The 17,314-nt window shown below is 44.7% G+C and carries 11 protein-coding genes; 5 read left to right on the plus strand and 6 right to left on the minus strand.

Going from position 1 to position 17,314, the window contains the following annotated elements; translation table 11 throughout:
* Positions 1-42: 42 nt before the first annotated feature.
* Positions 43-1,347, minus strand: coding sequence for an O-acetylhomoserine aminocarboxypropyltransferase/cysteine synthase family protein (locus tag V5739_RS04325; protein ID WP_423819799.1), 1,305 nt, complete (start codon positions 1,345-1,347; stop codon positions 43-45).
* A gap of 1,441 nt (positions 1,348-2,788) precedes the next feature.
* On the opposite strand from V5739_RS04325, the gene metK reads away from it, so the two are divergent.
* The gene (gene metK, locus V5739_RS04330; protein ID WP_266069306.1) at positions 2,789-4,048 is read left to right on the plus strand and encodes a methionine adenosyltransferase; all 1,260 of its coding nucleotides are present in this window, start codon (positions 2,789-2,791) and stop codon (positions 4,046-4,048) included.
* 143 nt (positions 4,049-4,191) lie between these two features.
* Here metK and V5739_RS04335 read toward each other — a convergent pair whose 3' ends face one another.
* The 3 genes from V5739_RS04335 to V5739_RS04345 all read right to left on the minus strand — a co-directional run bounded on the left by V5739_RS04335 (position 4,192) and on the right by V5739_RS04345 (position 6,225).
* Positions 4,192-4,449, minus strand: a complete 258-nt coding sequence (locus tag V5739_RS04335) for a hypothetical protein (protein WP_423820443.1) — start codon at positions 4,447-4,449, stop codon at positions 4,192-4,194.
* Positions 4,450-4,826: 377 nt separating this feature from the next.
* Positions 4,827-5,723 (minus strand): SDR family oxidoreductase, encoded by an 897-nt coding sequence (locus V5739_RS04340; protein WP_423819800.1) that lies wholly within the window; start codon positions 5,721-5,723, stop codon positions 4,827-4,829.
* 121 nt (positions 5,724-5,844) lie between these two features.
* A complete protein-coding gene (locus V5739_RS04345) occupies positions 5,845-6,225 on the minus strand; it encodes a PH domain-containing protein (protein ID WP_423819801.1) in 381 nt (126 codons plus the stop codon).
* A gap of 130 nt (positions 6,226-6,355) precedes the next feature.
* On the opposite strand from V5739_RS04345, the gene V5739_RS04350 reads away from it, so the two are divergent.
* From V5739_RS04350 to V5739_RS04360, 3 genes are all read left to right on the plus strand, one after another.
* Positions 6,356-7,720 (plus strand): acyl-CoA dehydrogenase family protein, encoded by a 1,365-nt coding sequence (locus V5739_RS04350; protein ID WP_423819802.1) that lies wholly within the window; start codon positions 6,356-6,358, stop codon positions 7,718-7,720.
* A gap of 488 nt (positions 7,721-8,208) precedes the next feature.
* Positions 8,209-9,129, plus strand: a complete 921-nt coding sequence (locus V5739_RS04355; protein WP_423819803.1) for a 2-hydroxyacid dehydrogenase — start codon at positions 8,209-8,211, stop codon at positions 9,127-9,129.
* A gap of 100 nt (positions 9,130-9,229) precedes the next feature.
* A complete protein-coding gene (locus tag V5739_RS04360; RefSeq protein WP_423819804.1) occupies positions 9,230-9,676 on the plus strand; it encodes a universal stress protein in 447 nt (148 codons plus the stop codon).
* Positions 9,677-9,970: 294 nt separating this feature from the next.
* Here the strand turns inward: V5739_RS04360 and V5739_RS04365 are convergent, their stop codons facing one another.
* Together V5739_RS04365 and V5739_RS04370 are read right to left on the minus strand one after the other, a co-directional pair.
* Positions 9,971-12,418 carry a zinc-dependent metalloprotease gene (locus V5739_RS04365; protein ID WP_423819805.1) on the minus strand — a complete coding sequence of 816 codons (2,448 nt, stop codon included), beginning with the start codon at positions 12,416-12,418 and terminating at the stop codon, positions 9,971-9,973.
* Positions 12,419-12,606: 188 nt separating this feature from the next.
* Positions 12,607-13,143 (minus strand): transposase, encoded by a 537-nt coding sequence (locus V5739_RS04370; protein ID WP_423819806.1) that lies wholly within the window; start codon positions 13,141-13,143, stop codon positions 12,607-12,609.
* Positions 13,144-13,548: 405 nt separating this feature from the next.
* Here V5739_RS04370 and V5739_RS04375 point away from each other — a divergent pair, with 405 nt between their 5' ends.
* Positions 13,549-16,830 carry an amidohydrolase family protein gene (locus tag V5739_RS04375; RefSeq protein ID WP_423819807.1) on the plus strand — a complete coding sequence of 1,094 codons (3,282 nt, stop codon included), beginning with the start codon at positions 13,549-13,551 and terminating at the stop codon, positions 16,828-16,830.
* The last annotated feature ends 484 nt before the right edge of the window (positions 16,831-17,314 follow it).

The raw sequence follows: 17,314 nt of genomic DNA on the forward strand, positions 1-17,314 counted from the left end.
GTCTGGGACAGAGGAAGTATTTCCCGGCTGCCCACAGATTGTTTATGCCGTTTTTGTTTCCTTCTTTTTAGAGATTTGTGCCAGCGCCTGTTCTAGATCAGCTTTAAGATCTTCGAGGTCTTCAAGCCCTACAGATAGCCTTACCAGGTCTTTAGTTACCCCTGTAGATTCCTGCTGTTCATCGTTGAGTTGTTGGTGGGTGGTGCTTGAAGGGTGAATAATTAGTGATTTTGTATCGCCAATATTAGCCAGCAGGGAGAAAAGCATTGTTTCATCAACCAGTACCTTTGCAGCTTCATAGCCACCTTTCACCCCAAAAGTAATGAGCCCACTTTGCCCTTTTGGAAGGTATTTTTGCGCCAGTTCGTAATATTCGCTGCTCTCCAGCCCCGGGTAATTTACCCAGCTGACTTCTTCTTTTTGCTGAAGCCATTTTGCAAGAGCCAAAGCATTTTCGCTGTGCTTTTTGATTCTGATCTCCAGCGTCTCCAGCCCCTGAATAATTTGAAAAGCATTAAACGGACTCAGTGCAGCACCAAGATCCCGTAAACCTTCAATCCTGACTTTTGCAATAAAAGCCGCTTCTTTTAAAGCCTCGTGGTAAACCAGTCCGTGATAACCCGGGGAAGGTTCGGTGAATTCAGGGAATTTTCCGTTGGCCCAGTCGAACTTTCCTGCATCAATGATGACTCCGCCAAGGGAAGTCCCGTTGCCGCCAATGTATTTTGTAAGGGAATGGATCACCAGGTCGGCTCCGTGTTCAATTGGCTTTACGAGTGCAGAAGTCGCTACCGTATTATCAACGATAAAAGGCACTTTATGCTCTTTTGCCACTTTAGATATAGCCTGTAGATCGAGTACGTCAAGCTTTGGATTTCCTAAAGATTCCACGAAAACCGCACGGGTATTCTCTTTTACGGCATCGGCAAAGTTCTGTGCATCCTGTGGATCTACAAAAGTGGTGGTGATTCCTAATCTTGGCAGGGTTACACTTAACAGGTTGTAAGTTCCGCCGTAGAGACTGCTTGAAGCAACAATATGATCTCCGGCTTTGAGCAAGGTAAGCAGGGTGGTACTAATGGCTGCAGTTCCCGAAGCTGTCACTACTGCAGCAATCCCGCCTTCGAGGGCTGCCAGTCGTTGTTCCAGCACATCGTTCGTGGGATTGTTTAACCGGGTGTAGATAAAGCCCGGTTCTGCCAAAGAGAAAAGGTTCGCAGCGTGGTCTGAATCTTTAAAGACGTAAGAAGTGGTTTGATAAATCGGAACAGCCCTTGTCCCTCCGTTGGCTGTTACGTCATGTCCTGCATGCAGGGTGTTGGTCGAAAATTTTTGTGGTGTACTCATTGGTTTAAGGTTTAAGGTTTAAGGAAAAATGGATATTTGTTAATTGTTCATTGTTGCTAGTTATCGGTTCCCGGTTCTCAGTTGTCGGTTCTCAGTTGTCGGTTCTAGGTTCTCAGTTGGTGCTTAAAAAAGCCACGAATTCTCGAATGTTTCTAGATCTTTTCACTTTTCCCAAGTTGGAATTTGGTACTTGATACTTGTGGTGCTTGGTGCTTCTTTACTGATCATTGCTAATTGTTAATTGCTAATTGTTTAAAAAGAAAAAATCCCTTTGGCTGGCTTGCCAAAGGGATTTTTAGTACTCATATATAACTAACTTAGATCCTCATTTTTTGGCAATAGCTGGGGGTGTGCACATCATGCACATCATCATACAACACATCATTTTTGCTATTGCCGGGTAAATTTTCATTTTTTTTGTTTTAGCTTTTCCAGCTTGTTTTTTAATACGGTTCCAAAAATGCCATTTTTGAGACCTCTTTTTTTTATCTCGACTAAAGTAAATTTCTCCGGGGCAAGCCCACGGAGCATTATATAGGAGAACACGTTTTCAGACTTTAAACATTTACTAACGAGGCAAGCCTCGGAGTATTTACCCCCTTAGAATAAAAAAGCCGCTGCGGTGGCAGCGGCTTTTTGCAATTTTTATCTTTTCAGGATCATGCAATAGAGCGCGCTGCGGAAGTTTTCCACATCATGCACATCATAATACAAATTACCTGGTTCATTTCTTTGTTTGTTCTGTCACAAAGTTAACGACAGAAAACTTTAAGGAACAAATAAAATTTAAATTAATTTAAATTTTTGAGGATTGACGGGGGGTTTGCAGTTCGTAGATATCTATTTCAGGAGTGATTTTAATGCTGTCTCAGGTTTCACGCTAAGGCCGCAAAGTATATCGCCGAGATCGCAGATATCTATCTTTACTATTCCTGTTAATTGATCATTGCTCATTGCTACTTGTAACCCGCGCTAAGGATTGAGCAGCTGTTGGAGCTCTTGCCAAACCAGGGTTACACCCACGAATTCAGGAATAATTAAAATACTATTTTAAGGTTTCTCGCTAAGGCCGCAAAGTATATCGCAGAGATCGCAGATATTATCTTTACTATTCCTGTTAATTGATCATTGTTAATTGCTAATTGTAACCTCGCGCTAAGGATTGAGCGGTTGTTGGAGCTCTCCCAAAGCCGGGAGGTTTGGGGAAGCGACCCGCGAAAGCCTGACGGTGCGACCGGCAGGGAGAACCGGAGCGCCCAAATTATTCTTAATAACGAAGATAAAGCCGCCCCGATTTAAAACAATTTTTATACATTTGCTGATGATAAATCACAGGGAAAAATTTGACTGATTGCAACCCTCTAAAATGCTAAAGCAGTGACAACTACTCTAGCGCTTCTTGTCAAATTTTTTCTGAATTAAAATCTTAAAATAAAGAAGCATGCCATATTTATTTACTTCAGAAAGTGTTTCTGAAGGCCACCCCGATAAAGTTGCTGACCAGATTAGCGATACTCTTCTTGATAATTTCCTTGCCTTTGACCCCGAATCTAAAGTTGCCTGTGAAACCCTGGTGACTACAGGACAGGTGGTGCTTGCCGGCGAAGTAAAGAGTGATACTTACCTTGATGTGCAGTCTATTGCCCGCGATGTGATCAATGATATTGGTTACACCAAGGGAGCTTATAAATTTAGCGGGGACTCCTGCGGGGTGATCTCCCTGATCCATGAACAATCCCAGGATATTAGCCAGGGGGTTGACCGCGGAAACAAAGACGAACAGGGTGCCGGTGACCAGGGAATGATGTTTGGCTACGCCACTAAAGAAACTTCTAACTACATGCCGCTGGCCCTCGATATTTCTCATAAGATACTTATCGAGCTGGCAAAATTGCGCCGCGAAAATGACGAACTCACTTACCTGCGGCCCGACTCCAAGAGCCAGGTTACTATTGAGTACAGCGATGACAACATTCCGCAGCGCATTGTGGCTATCGTGGTCTCTACCCAACACGACGAATTTGATGATGATGACCAGCGAATGCTGGAAAAAATAAAGAAGGATATTGTTGAGGTCCTTATCCCGAGGGTGATCAAACAACTTCCGGAATATGTGCAAAAACTATTCAACGACAAGATCAAATACCATATTAACCCTACCGGAAAGTTCGTTATTGGCGGACCTCACGGAGATACAGGTCTTACGGGAAGAAAGATCATCGTAGATACGTACGGCGGAAAAGGAGCTCACGGCGGAGGTGCATTTTCTGGGAAAGACCCCAGTAAAGTAGACCGGTCCGCAGCTTACGCGGCAAGGCATATCGCCAAAAATCTTGTGGCTGCAGGAGTAGCCGATGAGGTTTTGATCCAGGTTTCTTATGCCATTGGGGTGGTAGAACCCACTTCTCTATTCGTGGAAACCTACGGCACCAAAAAAGTGGATATAAGCCACGGGGAGATTGCAGAAAAAGTACTGCAGATCTTTGATATGAGACCCGCTGCCATTGAAGAAAGACTCGGCCTTAGGAACCCGATTTACAGGGAAACCTCAGCTTATGGTCACTTCGGAAAAGAGCCGCGAAAAGAAAGAAAAGTATTCAAGAGCCCCTACAACGGAGAAAAAACCATTGAAGTAGACCTGTTTACCTGGGAAGCACTTGACTATGTGGACAAAGTAAAAGAAGCATTTGGGTTGGAGTAGGTTAGAGATTTGAGAGATCATAAACAAAACATCCAAATCCTAAGATAAAAAACCCGGTGCAAGGCACCGGGTTTTTTATTAGTTCAAAAGAACTGGATGTAGTAATATGTGATTTACAAATAGATTTGTGAATTTGCACTTTTTCAGAACCTGTACACAAATCCCAGCAGGTATTGATCGTTGCCACTGGAGAAGGTGAGCTGCATATTTTCCCGTTGGTAAGGGCTGGTAAAAATAAAACTGCTCCCAATGCCTACCACCGCCCCGGCAAGTATATCATAGCCGTCATGCCTTGTAGCATTGATGCGGCTGTAAGCTGTCCAACCTGCCAGCACATACCCGGGAATACTGTATTTAAAACCATACCTCTTGTGAATAAAGGAGGCCGCCTGAAAAGTAATTGACGTATGCCCCGAGGGAAAGGCCTGCCCCCACTGTTAAACGGGCGCCGCTTATTAATGGCATATTTAAGACCTGCTGTAACTGCCAGGTTGGTAGCAAAACCTTTGGTGAATTGCCAAAATCCCTTCCTGTCTTTCATCACCACGGTAGTGAGCGCTGCTGTTGCCGGCAAAGCCAGCAAAATAACATCACAACTGGTTTCTACTGCCTCGCTGTTGGGCTCAATGAGCTGTGCCTGTAAATTGGAAGGTATGCTCAATAAAAGGCCAAACAGGAAAAGAAATACAATCTTCTTTACCTGTGTGACAAACTTGTGCTGATCTTTAAATCATGATTTCAAAAAATGCTGCATTGATGAACTCTAAAATAAGGTATATTAAATAGTGGGCCTTCCTCCCGTAACCTGCACGGTAGAACCGGTCATGTAACTGGACCCTTCCGATGCCAGTAAGACAAAAGGTGCCGCAAATTCTGACGGTTGTCCCGGCCTTGCCAGCGGAGTATCTTTTCCAAAGGTTTCTACCTCATCCATTGGCATGGTAGACGGGATCAAGGGCGTCCACACCGGCCCCGGCGCTACACAATTGGCCCTGATTCCTTTTGGTGCCATGATTTGCCCGAGATTGGCTGTAAAGTTTTGAATGGCCCCTTTGGTGGCAGCATAGGCCAGCAGTTGTGGGTGTGGTTTATAGGCGTTGATAGAAGTGGTATTAATAATTGTACTGCCCGGTTTCATGTGAGGTTCGGCAGCTTTTACCAGGTAGAACATTGAATAGATATTGGTCTTGAAAGTCTTGTCCCACTCCTCACTGGGAATATCCTGTATCTTTTCTCTCGCCATTTGAAAGGCTGCATTGTTCACCAGTATATCTACCTGCCCAAACTCATCTACAGCTTTTTGGACGATCTTGCTGCAATGCTCTTCTTCACTTACATCTCCCGGCACCAAAACTGCCTTTTTCCCGGCCTTTATCACCCATTTGGCAGTTTCTTTTGCGTCATCGTGTTCTTCGAGGTAAGAGATCAGAACATTAGCTCCTTCTCTTGCAAAAGCAATTGCTACCGCTCTTCCAATCCCCGAGTCGCCGCCGGTAATAATGGCATTTTTGCCCTCCAGCTTGCCCGAGCCAATATAAGAATTCTCGCCGTGGTCTACTTTGGGATGCATTTTATCCTCTTTTCCCGGCGTGTCCTTCTGCCGCTCCTGATCTTTAAAAGGAGGTTGTGCTTCTTTCGTTTGTAGATGCTTCATTTCTTTATTGTCATCTTTCATAGCTTAAACTTTTTTGAAGAGGTTCCAAAAATGACATTTTTGACACCTCATGTTTCAGCCTGAATTTAAGAAAAGTAGCTCGCGACGAAGAAATGAAGGGAACTAAAGTTTTGCTAAAAGTCTATTTTAGTACATGTTGCGCTAAAAGCTTCTGCACCTCATAGACATTTACAGATTTATTGAACTTCCTGGAAATACTTGGATGCTGTTCAGAAGAGATCCATATCTTCAGCTCGGCATCAAGATCAAAAGTCCCTGCTGTTTCTACACTAAAGCGGGAAATACTCTTATAACTTATTGAAAGATATTGGGTCTTGCTTCCGGTGAGGCCTTGTTTATCTACCAAAATGAGCCGTTTGTTGGTGAAGATAAAGGTGTCCCTAAATATCTTAAAACCCGCTTCTATTACTTCGGAATCACAGAGCAGCTGCGCGAAATCGGATTTTAGTTCCTGATTGTCAACTGCACCGGCATTGCCCATAAGCGATGAAAAAATTCCCATGATGATCTCTGTTTTGACAGGAAATTTAAAACAAATATTCGAATCCCAAAGGCATCTGCATGCCAGTCTTTGAGAAAGCTTTAACAAGCTGCCTTTGCTTTAATGTCTATTTTTAGAAAAACCTTAAACTATGGCCTTCTTCGGAAAAGTTAGAAACACCATTAACCTGTTAAAGAACATTGATCTTGACCAACTGGCGAAGATCAATAAACAAATAGATCTTCAAGAAGCTATGCAAACCCTGGGGCAGCTGGATGAGAATCAGCTCAAGGGGCTCATGAAAATGCTGAAGACCAAGCGCCGGAAAGGTCAGCACGACCTGCCACCTATTGACGGCGATTTTTACAATCTCGACCTGAAACTGACCGAAGAGCAGCGGGAACTACAGCTGAAGGTGCGCAATTTCATGGAAGATGAAGTGCGGCCGCTGGTAAATGACCACTGGAACCGTGCGAAGTTTCCATTCGAGATTATTGAGAAATTCAAAAAACTCAACATTGCCGGAGTACCTTATGAAGGCTACGGCTGCCCCAATTTGCCATTTTTAATGGAGGGCGTTATTGCACAGGAAATTGCACGGGTAGATGTTTCTATCTCCACTTTCTTCGGTGTTCACAGCGGGCTGGCTATGGGTTCTATCTATCTCTGCGGAAGTGATGAGCAAAAAGAGGAGTGGCTCCCAAAGATGCAACGCCTGGAAACCATTGGCGCCTTTGGACTTACCGAACCTAATGTGGGCAGCGGCGCAGCCGGCGGACTCGAAACCACCTGTAAATGGGATGGAGAAAACTGGGCACTTAACGGGCAGAAAAAATGGATTGGAAATGCCACTTTTGCCGATGTAATTGTGATCTGGGCCCGCGATGAAGACTCCAACCAGGTAAAAGGATTCCTGGTAAGAAAGGACAATCCCGGCTTTAAGGCCGAAAAAATGGAAGATAAGATGGCGCTGCGTATTGTGCAGAATGCACTTATCACGCTCACCGATTGTAAAGTGCCGGAAAGCGACCGACTCCAAAAAGCAGAGTCCTTTAGAGATACAGCAAAAGTGCTTAAAATGACCCGCGCCGGGGTAGCCTGGCAGGCTGTGGGTTGTGCCAGGGGAGCTTATGAAAGTGCACTCAAATACACCAAGAAAAGAGAACAATTTGGTAGGCCTATAGCCTCCTACCAGCTTATACAAAATCACCTGGTAGAGATGATCGCCAACCTCACCTCTATGCAAACCCTTTGTTTCAGGTTGTCCGAACTTCAGGACCAGGGTCTGTTAAAGGATGAACATGCCTCACTGGCAAAAGTCTATACCAGCATGCGAATGCGCGATGTGGTAAGCCGGGCCCGGGAAGTGATGGGCGGCAACGGAATTCTCCTGGAATATGATGTTGCCCGTTTTGTTGCCGATGCCGAAGCCATTTACAGCTACGAAGGCACCAAAGAGATCAACTCCCTTATTGTAGGAAGGGCGATCACGGGATATAGTGCGTTTGTAAATTAAGATACTAGATCGCTGACGCTACTAGAATCAAGAATCAAGACCAGTAGACATTGCGCAGTTTTAAGTTGGCAGATTGAAGGGAGTGGTCAGAAAAATTCAACAAACAGAGAAGATTTCTCTTCTATGGAAGTGCTGGGTGAGGATGAGATAGAATAAGAAAGAAAGAAAGAAAGAAGGTCTACCGGCCTATCGAAAAGCAGTCGTAAAATTTGAAATGAGAAGCCGTAAAATTTTATGCTGTTTGAGCCAGGTGAATCATTCTAGTTTGAGAAATTCTAAGGCGAGTTCATAAAATTTAGGCGCCGAATGAAAAATTTAGACTGCTTTTCGTAAGCCTAGATTTTTTTGTTACTTTTTTCATCAATGGAAAAAAGTAAGGAAAAGATTTTTTTAGAAATAAACTGATTATGAACCGATGAAACATAAACAAATATAACTCCAGATTCTAGATTCTAAATTCCAATATCTTAACCGAAACATTAAAAAAAATGTCATTTCTAATCATCAGTCCGAAGAAAGATCCCAAAGCCTGGGTGGAGGCCTTGAAAGCCGAAGCGCCAGATTTAGATCTGGAAGTATATCCGCAGGTGAAAGATCCTTCTAAGGTTGAATATGTACTTTCCTGGAGACATCCTCACGGTATATACAGGGACTTTAAAAACCTGAAAGTAATTGCTTCCATGGGGGCAGGCATAGACCATATCATCAGCGATAAGGAAATTCCGGAGCACATCCAAATCACCCGGGTGGTCGATGCACAACTAACCAAAGATATGAGCGTATTTGTACTCTCCCTCATTCTTGAACACCTGCGCAACCTGAATGAACACCATTGCAGCAGCGAATGGAAGCCCAAAACATATGGGCGACCGGAAAATACACAGGTGGGAATATTGGGCATGGGCGTACTGGGCGTGGGAGTAGCCGAAAAACTGATCCGGAATAAATTCAATGTCACCGGCTGGTCCCGCACCAAAAAGGAAATCCTGGGAGTCACTACCTATCACGGTGATGAGCAACTGCAGGATTTTCTGGAAGACAGCAAAATCCTGGTGAATTTGCTACCCCTGACTTCAGAAACAAAAAACATCCTGAATAAACACCTTTTTGAGAAGTTACCTGAAGGTGCTTATGTCATAAATGTGGCTCGGGGGGAACACCTTATCGAAGATGACCTTATTGAAATGATCAATACCGGACATCTCACCGGGGCTGCCCTCGACGTGTTCCGGAAAGAGCCTTTACCCGCAGCACATCCTTTTTGGAAGAACAAAAAGATCAAAGTTTCGCCACATATTGCCAGTATTACCCATCCCAAAAGTGTAGTGCCGCAAATCCTCGAAAATTACGAGCGCATGAAAGAGGGAAAGGATTTGAAGAACGTGGTTGACAGGGAGAAGGAGTATTAGTGTTCAGTGCTCGGTGTTCAGTAAAAATCATAGTATAAATTTCCGCAGCAACAAACCACGAACAACAAACAATAACAAACAATAACAAAAAACCAACACCATGAAAGAACTAAAAAACATTCTGGTAGCTGTAGATTTTAATGATGCCGTAGGAGACCTCCTGGGATATGCCGAAGGCCTGGCCCAGAAATTTGGTAGCAAGGTTTGGGTTTTGCATGTCGCAGCACCCGATCCCGATTTTGTAGGTTATGAACCGGGGCCGCAGTATATAAGAGACTTTAAAGCAGAAGAATTCCGGGAGGAACACCGCAATTTGCAAATGTACTGCGATAACTTCCTCAGTGAGGAGATAGAAAAAGAGGCGCTCTTGATCCAGGGTTCTACCGTAGAAGCTGTCCTGGAAGAGGCAAAAAAGCTAAAATCTGACCTGCTTATTGTTGGCACCCATAAACACAGCTTCCTGCATAATTTGCTACAGGAAAATGTTTCCCTGGAGCTGTTGAAAAAAGCGAGTATACCTATGTTGACAATTCCTATTGAAGAATGATCTTTTAAAGTGATCAGTATTCAGTGGTCAGTCATCAGTAAAAAATCAGTAAAAAATAAAATTTAAAAATATTCATTTTATTATCTGCGTAAATCTGTGAGATCTGCGGGAAACCTTTTAAGGAAGCAAAAAAATAGTGATCGGTGATCAGTATTTAGTTCATGTGTCACTAATCCTGGCTCCTGTTTCCTATTTCCAGTCTCATAATGGCATCCAACAAAAAAATCCCCGCCTTGTAGCGAGGATTTTTGTGAAATAAGCCTGTTTGATAAGATCTATAAATCAGCTGTATGTTTATGCATCTACATCAAGGGCTGCATCTATCCTTGCGATCAAATCATTCCAGTGATAAACACTTAATTGATCATTAGTTCTATTTCTGCGGGCCCTAAGGTCTCTTCTTAACTGCTCGAGATCTCCACGCATTAATGCAATAACATCGGTAGAAGCAACCTCATCACTCTCCTCCTTTTTTAAATTCTGAACATATCCTGCAGCGGCATCTACATAGGCACGCTGAATATTTCTTCGATAAGCGTTGACCTCCTGAGATCTGTACAACTCTTCAAAAATGCCTTTTCTAAGGTCGTTCATCATCTCTACTGCGGTATATGCCTCCCGGCCGTTCACCTGCTCATTGGTGATCATACGTTGCAGGCGGTCTTCATCTAAAAGATCATTCAGCGCACGACTTTGCAGGTTCTGTACCCGCTCAATGGCACCCGTAGGTTCAATGCGTGCCAATAGCTCCTTATCCAGCAACCAGTCGGGTGCAGAAAAAGCATGCGTATTTAAAAATTCAATGGCCGCTTCCTGTTTTTCTTCAGGGACATGAGTATAGACCGTTCCTTCCTGGTCGGCTGTTTTTCGGGTTTCGTAAACTCCTCCCACATTGGCTACCACGTGAGACACGTAGCCTCTCCACATATTGGTAAGTTCGCGGTATACTTCAGTTAATTCGGAATAATCAGCATTATCTTTTGAAGTCCATACAACTAAATTCGGAACCACCTTCTTAAGGTTTGCGAGTCCGTATTCGCTGGCCTTCACCTGGTCGTCACCCAGGCTTTCTCTTTGCGACTGCGGATCAATTCCGCCGTAACCATTTCCGAATTCATAAACAGGATCCCCGGCTTTTTCAAGGATCCACTCGCTTAGAACAGGTTTCTCATCTTCGGGAGAATCGGCTTCAGGAATATACCTGTAGCCCCAGTTGATGGCATAAAGATCATAAGGCCCCATCATCCTGATGTAGCGAACTCCTTTATCTTCGGGCTGGGCAACGTAATTTACACGGGCATAATCCATAATAGAAGGAGTCAAACCATACTTCTGGGTGAATTCAGGAGAACGCAAAGAATCTGTAGCATAAGCCGAACTCGCCTTCATATTGTGCGGCAAACCGAGCGCATGACCTACCTCGTGCGCAATCACCATGCGCATCATCTCTCCTATTTCCTCTTCGGGAGTATTGAGCGTACGTGCGGACTCCAGCTGGGCTCCGGCTTCGATCATGTAACGGTTGCGGTAAGAACGCAGGTGGTTGTGATACCAAATAATATCGCTCTCGATGATCTCCCCGGTACGCGGATCGGTCACACTTGGCCCCATCGCATTTCTCGTGGTACTGGCAACATACCGCACCACCGAATACCGCACATCTTCGGGACTAAAATCGGGATCTTCCTCTTTTGTTGGCGGATCTTTGGCAATCACAGCATTTTTGAAACCTGCAGCTTCAAAAGCCACATTCCAGTCTTCAATTCCCTGCTTAAAGTAAGGCCTCCATTTTTCGGGCGTTGCAGGATCGAGATACCACACAATAGGCTTCACCGGCTCTACCAGCTCTCCCCTTTTATAAGCTTCAATATCTTTTGGAACCAGCTGCCAGCGGTTGATTATCCTGTAATCATCACTCTTAAGCTCTTCAGAATTATAATTATATTTTCGGGTGGTAAACCAGCCTATACGATGATCGGCCAGGCGCGGCTGCATCTTTTCTTCCGGAAGCAGGATCATAGATTGGTTCATCATCATGGTAATGGTTCCTGCCTGGTCTCTTTCGGGTGGTTCCTCGGCTTCGTAGGTCATTACGTGCTTCACCTCAATATTTTCAGGAAAAGCAGTTGCCGAATCAATATAAGAACGCGATCTATCAAGTCTCTTGATCTTATAACGCTTCCGAAGCTCTGGAGAAACACCATTAATGGCGGCTACTTCTTCCTTAAAAAGATCACTCACCTCAATTACTGCGGAAGTTTTATCGTCGTTATAAGCCGTAATCTTCGAACTGAAAAGTATTGGAAAGAAATTATTGGCTGCAACCGACTGATAAATAGGAGACCCTTGGTCACTCTCGTTCTCAAAGCTTATCACCTTCATGTCTATATAGTCACCTCGTTTTGACCAGCGCACCACCTGCTCATTGGCCTTGGAACCTGCATTGACATAGCCGCCGCCGAAACCTGTGGGCACGCCGGCAATACGGCTCACCAGCAGCATATCTTTCTCCAGCATGTTAAGCGGAATTTCAAAATAGAGCTTTTCCCCTACAAAATGGGTGGTAAAAAGACCTTTGTCACTTTTAGCTGCAGCAGTGATCACCTCAGCGTAAGCTTTGGTATCGCCCTGCTCCTTTTTCTTAGCCGTGGCCTCACCTGTCTTTGCCGGTACTCCTTTTTGCGTTTGGCAACTTACACCAACAGCTAAGAGCAGCCCGTACATAGGTAACTTTTTTATCATGTGAAAATGGGATTTTAAGGACCTCAAGATAAACAATGAAGTTATCATTACGAAATTGGAAATACGATGGTAGAAATACGATGGTAGAAGTACGATTTTAGAAATACGAATTTTGGAATTTGGTATTTGGAATTTGGTGCCTGGATTTTGGAATTTGGCACCTGAAATTTGGTGCCTGGAATTGTTGTTCAATTCAAATTATCTTCTTTCCAGTTCCGGGGATTATTCTGAATGTACGCTGAAATATTCTGAAAAGATCTGGAATCCCTTATGATTCGATCGTGAAACAGCGGTTGCCAGCCGAATGGCAAATTCCTCCTGTTGGCATATTTGGTCACTGCCGATTTATAGGAACCTACAATGGATGAAATGGTGTTTTTCCCCGGATTCTGAAACCGTTGTTGCCCAATTGTTTTTTCGGGTTCTGGGGATTGTTCCCACGGGGATTTATTCCCATTCAAAATAATAATTCCATGAATATGATTGGGCATTACCACGAATTCCCCCAATTCCACATTTTTCGCATGGTGTAATATTTCATACCACAGCACATTGGCGATCACCCCGGCAGATGACAATTTTATTTCCCCATCATGAACCTCTCCAAAAAAATGTTTCCGGTCTTTGGTACAAATGGTAATAAAATATGCCGCATCCCATCCATAATCCCAATGTTGCAACCGGATGGATCCATTCCGAAATTTATTCCCCGATTTTCCAGACATAAATTTTAGGTTTTTTTAGGGGGAGGCATTTTAAAGATAGTCAAAAATGCCATTTTTGAAAGATATTTTTCAAATAGAAAGGCCGATGGCATGCCATCGGCCACAATTATTTCCAAATAATATTATCCATTTAAAGAGAATCTCCATAACCTCCGAAAAAATCCGGGGTGAAATTTCATGGATTAAAATAAAGGTGCCAAAAATGGCAATTTTGGAAGATAATTTTCGAATCGAAGGCCGATGGCATGCCATCGACCACCATTGTTACCAGCAAACGGATAATGTTTCTACTAGAAATCCATTCCTTCAGATATTTTGAACGTCTTCCGCCCCTCTGCACCTTCAGCAATAAAACCTTCAAAAAATCCCTATATTTAGCCCTCTTAAAATTTTCAAAATTCACTTATGATCCACAAACCCCTACTGGCATTACTCCTGCTAATGACCACCTCCGCCATTTTTGCACAGGAAGAAGAAAAGAAAGATGACAAAAAATGGGATGTCAACGACCCCTATACTTCAGACTGGAACATCAAAGAAGTTGCCCTCAACACCAATGAAGGCACCTGGATGAACCTCGACGTAAGCCCCGATGGGAAGCAGATCGTTTTTGACCTTTTAGGGGATATCTACCTTTTGCCTGCCAGTGGCGGAAAAGCCACGGCACTTACCAGCGGTATGGCCTATGATGTGCAGCCGCGGTTTAGTCCCGACGGGAAAAGCATCTCCTTTACCAGCGACGCCGGCGGTGGCGACAACATCTGGATCATGAATGCCGATGGCAGCGATGCAAAACAACTTACCAAAGAGAATTTCAGGCTGCTTAACAATGCGGTTTGGATGCCCGATGGCAACGCCATTGTTGCCCGTAAGCATTTCACCTCGGGCCGTTCCCTTGGAGCCGGCGAGATGTGGATGTACCACATAGGTGCAGGCGCCGCGGGGATTCAGCTTGTGGAAAAAGCCAACGAGCAACAGGATATCAATGAACCCAGCATCTCGCCCGATGGCCGCTACCTGTACTACAGCCAGGATGTGTATCCGGGAGGATACTTTCAGTATAATAAAGACCCAAACAACCAGATCTATGTGATCAATCGTTACGACTTCGAAACAGGTGAGATCGACCGTGTAACCGGCGGACCGGGTGGTGCGGCGAGACCACAGGTGTCACCCGATGGGAAGAAGCTGGCTTTTGTAAAACGCGTGCGTACCAACTCGGTGCTTTACATCCACGACCTCGAAACAGGCGAAGAATGGCCGGTTAATGACCAGTTGAGCAAAGATCAGCAGGAGGCATGGGCCATTTTTGGCGTGTATCCCGGCTTTGGCTGGATGCCAAACAGCCAGGAGATCGTTTTCTGGAGCCAGGGAAAGATCAAAAAAACGAATATTGAGAACGCAAATGTTTCTGAAATTCCGTTCGAGGTGAACAACACCATCAAGATCGCAGAGACGCATCACGTGAAGCACCAGGTATTTTACGAAGAATTTAACCCGAAGGTAGTTCGCCACGCGGTCACTTCTCCCGATGGAAAGACGCTTGTCTTTAACGCCGTGGGTTACCTGTGGAAGAAAAGCCTTCCGAACGGAACTCCGGAAAGGATCACCAAAGCTGAAGAATTCGAATTTGAACCTGCTTTCTCCCCCGATGGAAAGAGTATCGTATACGTGACCTGGAGCGATGACAATATGGGCGCTGTGAGAACAGTTGGTCTTAACAGAAGGAATGTCAAAAAACTGACTGCCGAAAAAGGCATTTTCAGGAACCCTTCATATTCAAGTGACGGCCGCATGATCGTCTTCAATAAGGAAGGCGGAAATTCTGACCTCGGAAGAACTTTCACAAAGAATCCCGGAATTTATTTGATGAACGCTTCCGGAGAAAATTTAAGGAAGATCAATGATGAGGGGGAATTCGCGATGTTCAACACCAATAATGACCGCATCCTGTTCCAAACGGGCGGATATTTATTCGGAAGTCTTACCAAGAAGCTGAAAAGTGTTGACCTCAACGGAAAAGATGAGCGCACACACATGGAATCAAAGTATGGCGGCCGACTCGTACCAAGCCCAGACAATAAATGGGTTGCCTTTAGCAACCTGCACAAAGCTTACGTGGCTCCGTTGTTAATGACAGGAAAGCCTGTGGAAATAGGACCCGATTCCAAAACCGTTCCGGTGAGTCAGCTGGCGAAAGATGCGGGGATCAACATCCACTGGTCTAACGACAGCCAGAATGTGCACTGGACTTTGGGAGATGAATATTTCACCAATAAAATTACCGAGCGTTTTACCTTTTTAGAGAACTCGGTAGATTCCATTCCGCTAATCACTGAAGAGGGAACAAAGATTGGTTTAAAAGTAAAGACTGATGTGCCTTCAGGACAGATCGCTTTCACCAACGCACGAATCATCACCATGAACGGGGAGCAAGTGATCGAGAACGGAAGTATCGTGATCGAAGGGAACAAGATTGTACAGATAGGGAATGCTTCCGAAGTAAATGTACCGAAAAATGCGAAGGTTTATGATGTGCAAGGCAAGACCATCATGCCCGGAATGGTAGATGCGCATGCTCACATTGGCGCCTTTAGATATGGATTAACTCCGCAGCAGCACTGGCCTGCTTTTGCGAACCTCGCTTACGGGGTGACCACTGCGCACGACCCTTCTGCACTGAGTGAAACTGTCTTCGGAATGGCCGAATTGATCAAGAGCGGCGAAATGGTTGGCCCACGCCTCTACTCCACCGGAATTATCCTTTACGGGGCCGAAGGAGATTTCAAAGCAGAGATCAACAGCCTTGAAGATGCAAGATCTGCCTTACGCAGGACCAAAGCTTTTGGGGCGACTTCAGTAAAAAGTTACAATCAGCCGCGCCGGGAGCAACGCCAGCAGGTGATGCAGGCTGCAAAAGAACTCGATATGAACGTGGTGCCAGAGGGCGGAAGTACTTTCTTCCACAACATGAACATGATCGTGGACGGGCATACCGGGATTGAACACAACATTCCAATTGCGCCGGTCTATAAAGATATCAAGACGCTTTGGGGCAACTCCAACACCGGCTATACTCCGACGCTCATCGTAAATTACGGCGGAATCAACGGGGAATATTATTTCTACGACAAGCACAACGTGTGGGAGAATGAGAAACTTCTGGAGTTCACACCGCGTTCTGTAATCGATTCCCGTTCGCGACACCGCACCAAAATACCTGATGAAGAATACGAAAACGGACCTATTTTGGTTTCAGAAACAGCAAAAGAACTTTCGGACATCGGAGTAAAAGTTAACATGGGTGCGCACGGACAATTACAGGGCCTTGGAGCACACTGGGAGCTATGGCTGATACAAATGGGCGGCATGAGCAACATGGAAGCCTTAAAAACTGCCACTATCAACTCCGCCGAATACCTTGGTCTGGGTGACGAGATCGGAAGCCTGCAAGTCGGTAAGCTTGCCGATTTGCTGGTATTGGAGGAGAATCCGCTGGAGGATATCAGAAACTCCAACAGCATTATCTACACGATGGTAAACGGAAGGTTATATGATGCCAGCACGATGAACCAGATTGGGAACGAGCCGAAAAAAAGACTTAATTTTTACTGGGAGAACAACAATTACAATCCTTCTTTTGGATGGCATGAGGAAGGGCATGCACATGGATGTATGGCGCATTAGGGATTGTATAATGTATAATGAATATTGTATAATGGGTGATTAGACCGCTGCGCTGTTAGACGTTAGACATGAGACGTTAGATTTTAGAAATGGATAAGCCGGGATCCCTTTGGATTTCGGCTTTTCTTTTTCCTTCGGAAAAGGAGCTTTTTGAATCATATAAGCCCAATTGTAAATATATCTGTTTAAAACTCATTCCCTCCCGTTAGGGTTGGGGAAAAGGAATGGGTTTTTAGGTTGGGATCCCAAAAATGACATTTTTGAGAGGAATTTCTCCAGTTGATCCAGAACCGCCTCTTTAATATATGCCGTCCCTCTGGGAGTCTCATTCTTCTTATGAAAATCCGGGGCTAGAAATATATAGCCCCTCCGGAGCTCGGATTGGGCTAAAGCCCTGTTACTAATTTTATATTAATCCTCCACCTGAAGGTGGGACCAATTGATGGATTTTAGACCTCTCCCACCCATCCAGCTGGCACCTCGC

This window comes from Salinimicrobium sp. TIG7-5_MAKvit, assembly GCF_049569215.1.
Taxonomy (GTDB): Bacteria; Bacteroidota; Bacteroidia; order Flavobacteriales; family Flavobacteriaceae; genus Salinimicrobium; species Salinimicrobium profundisediminis.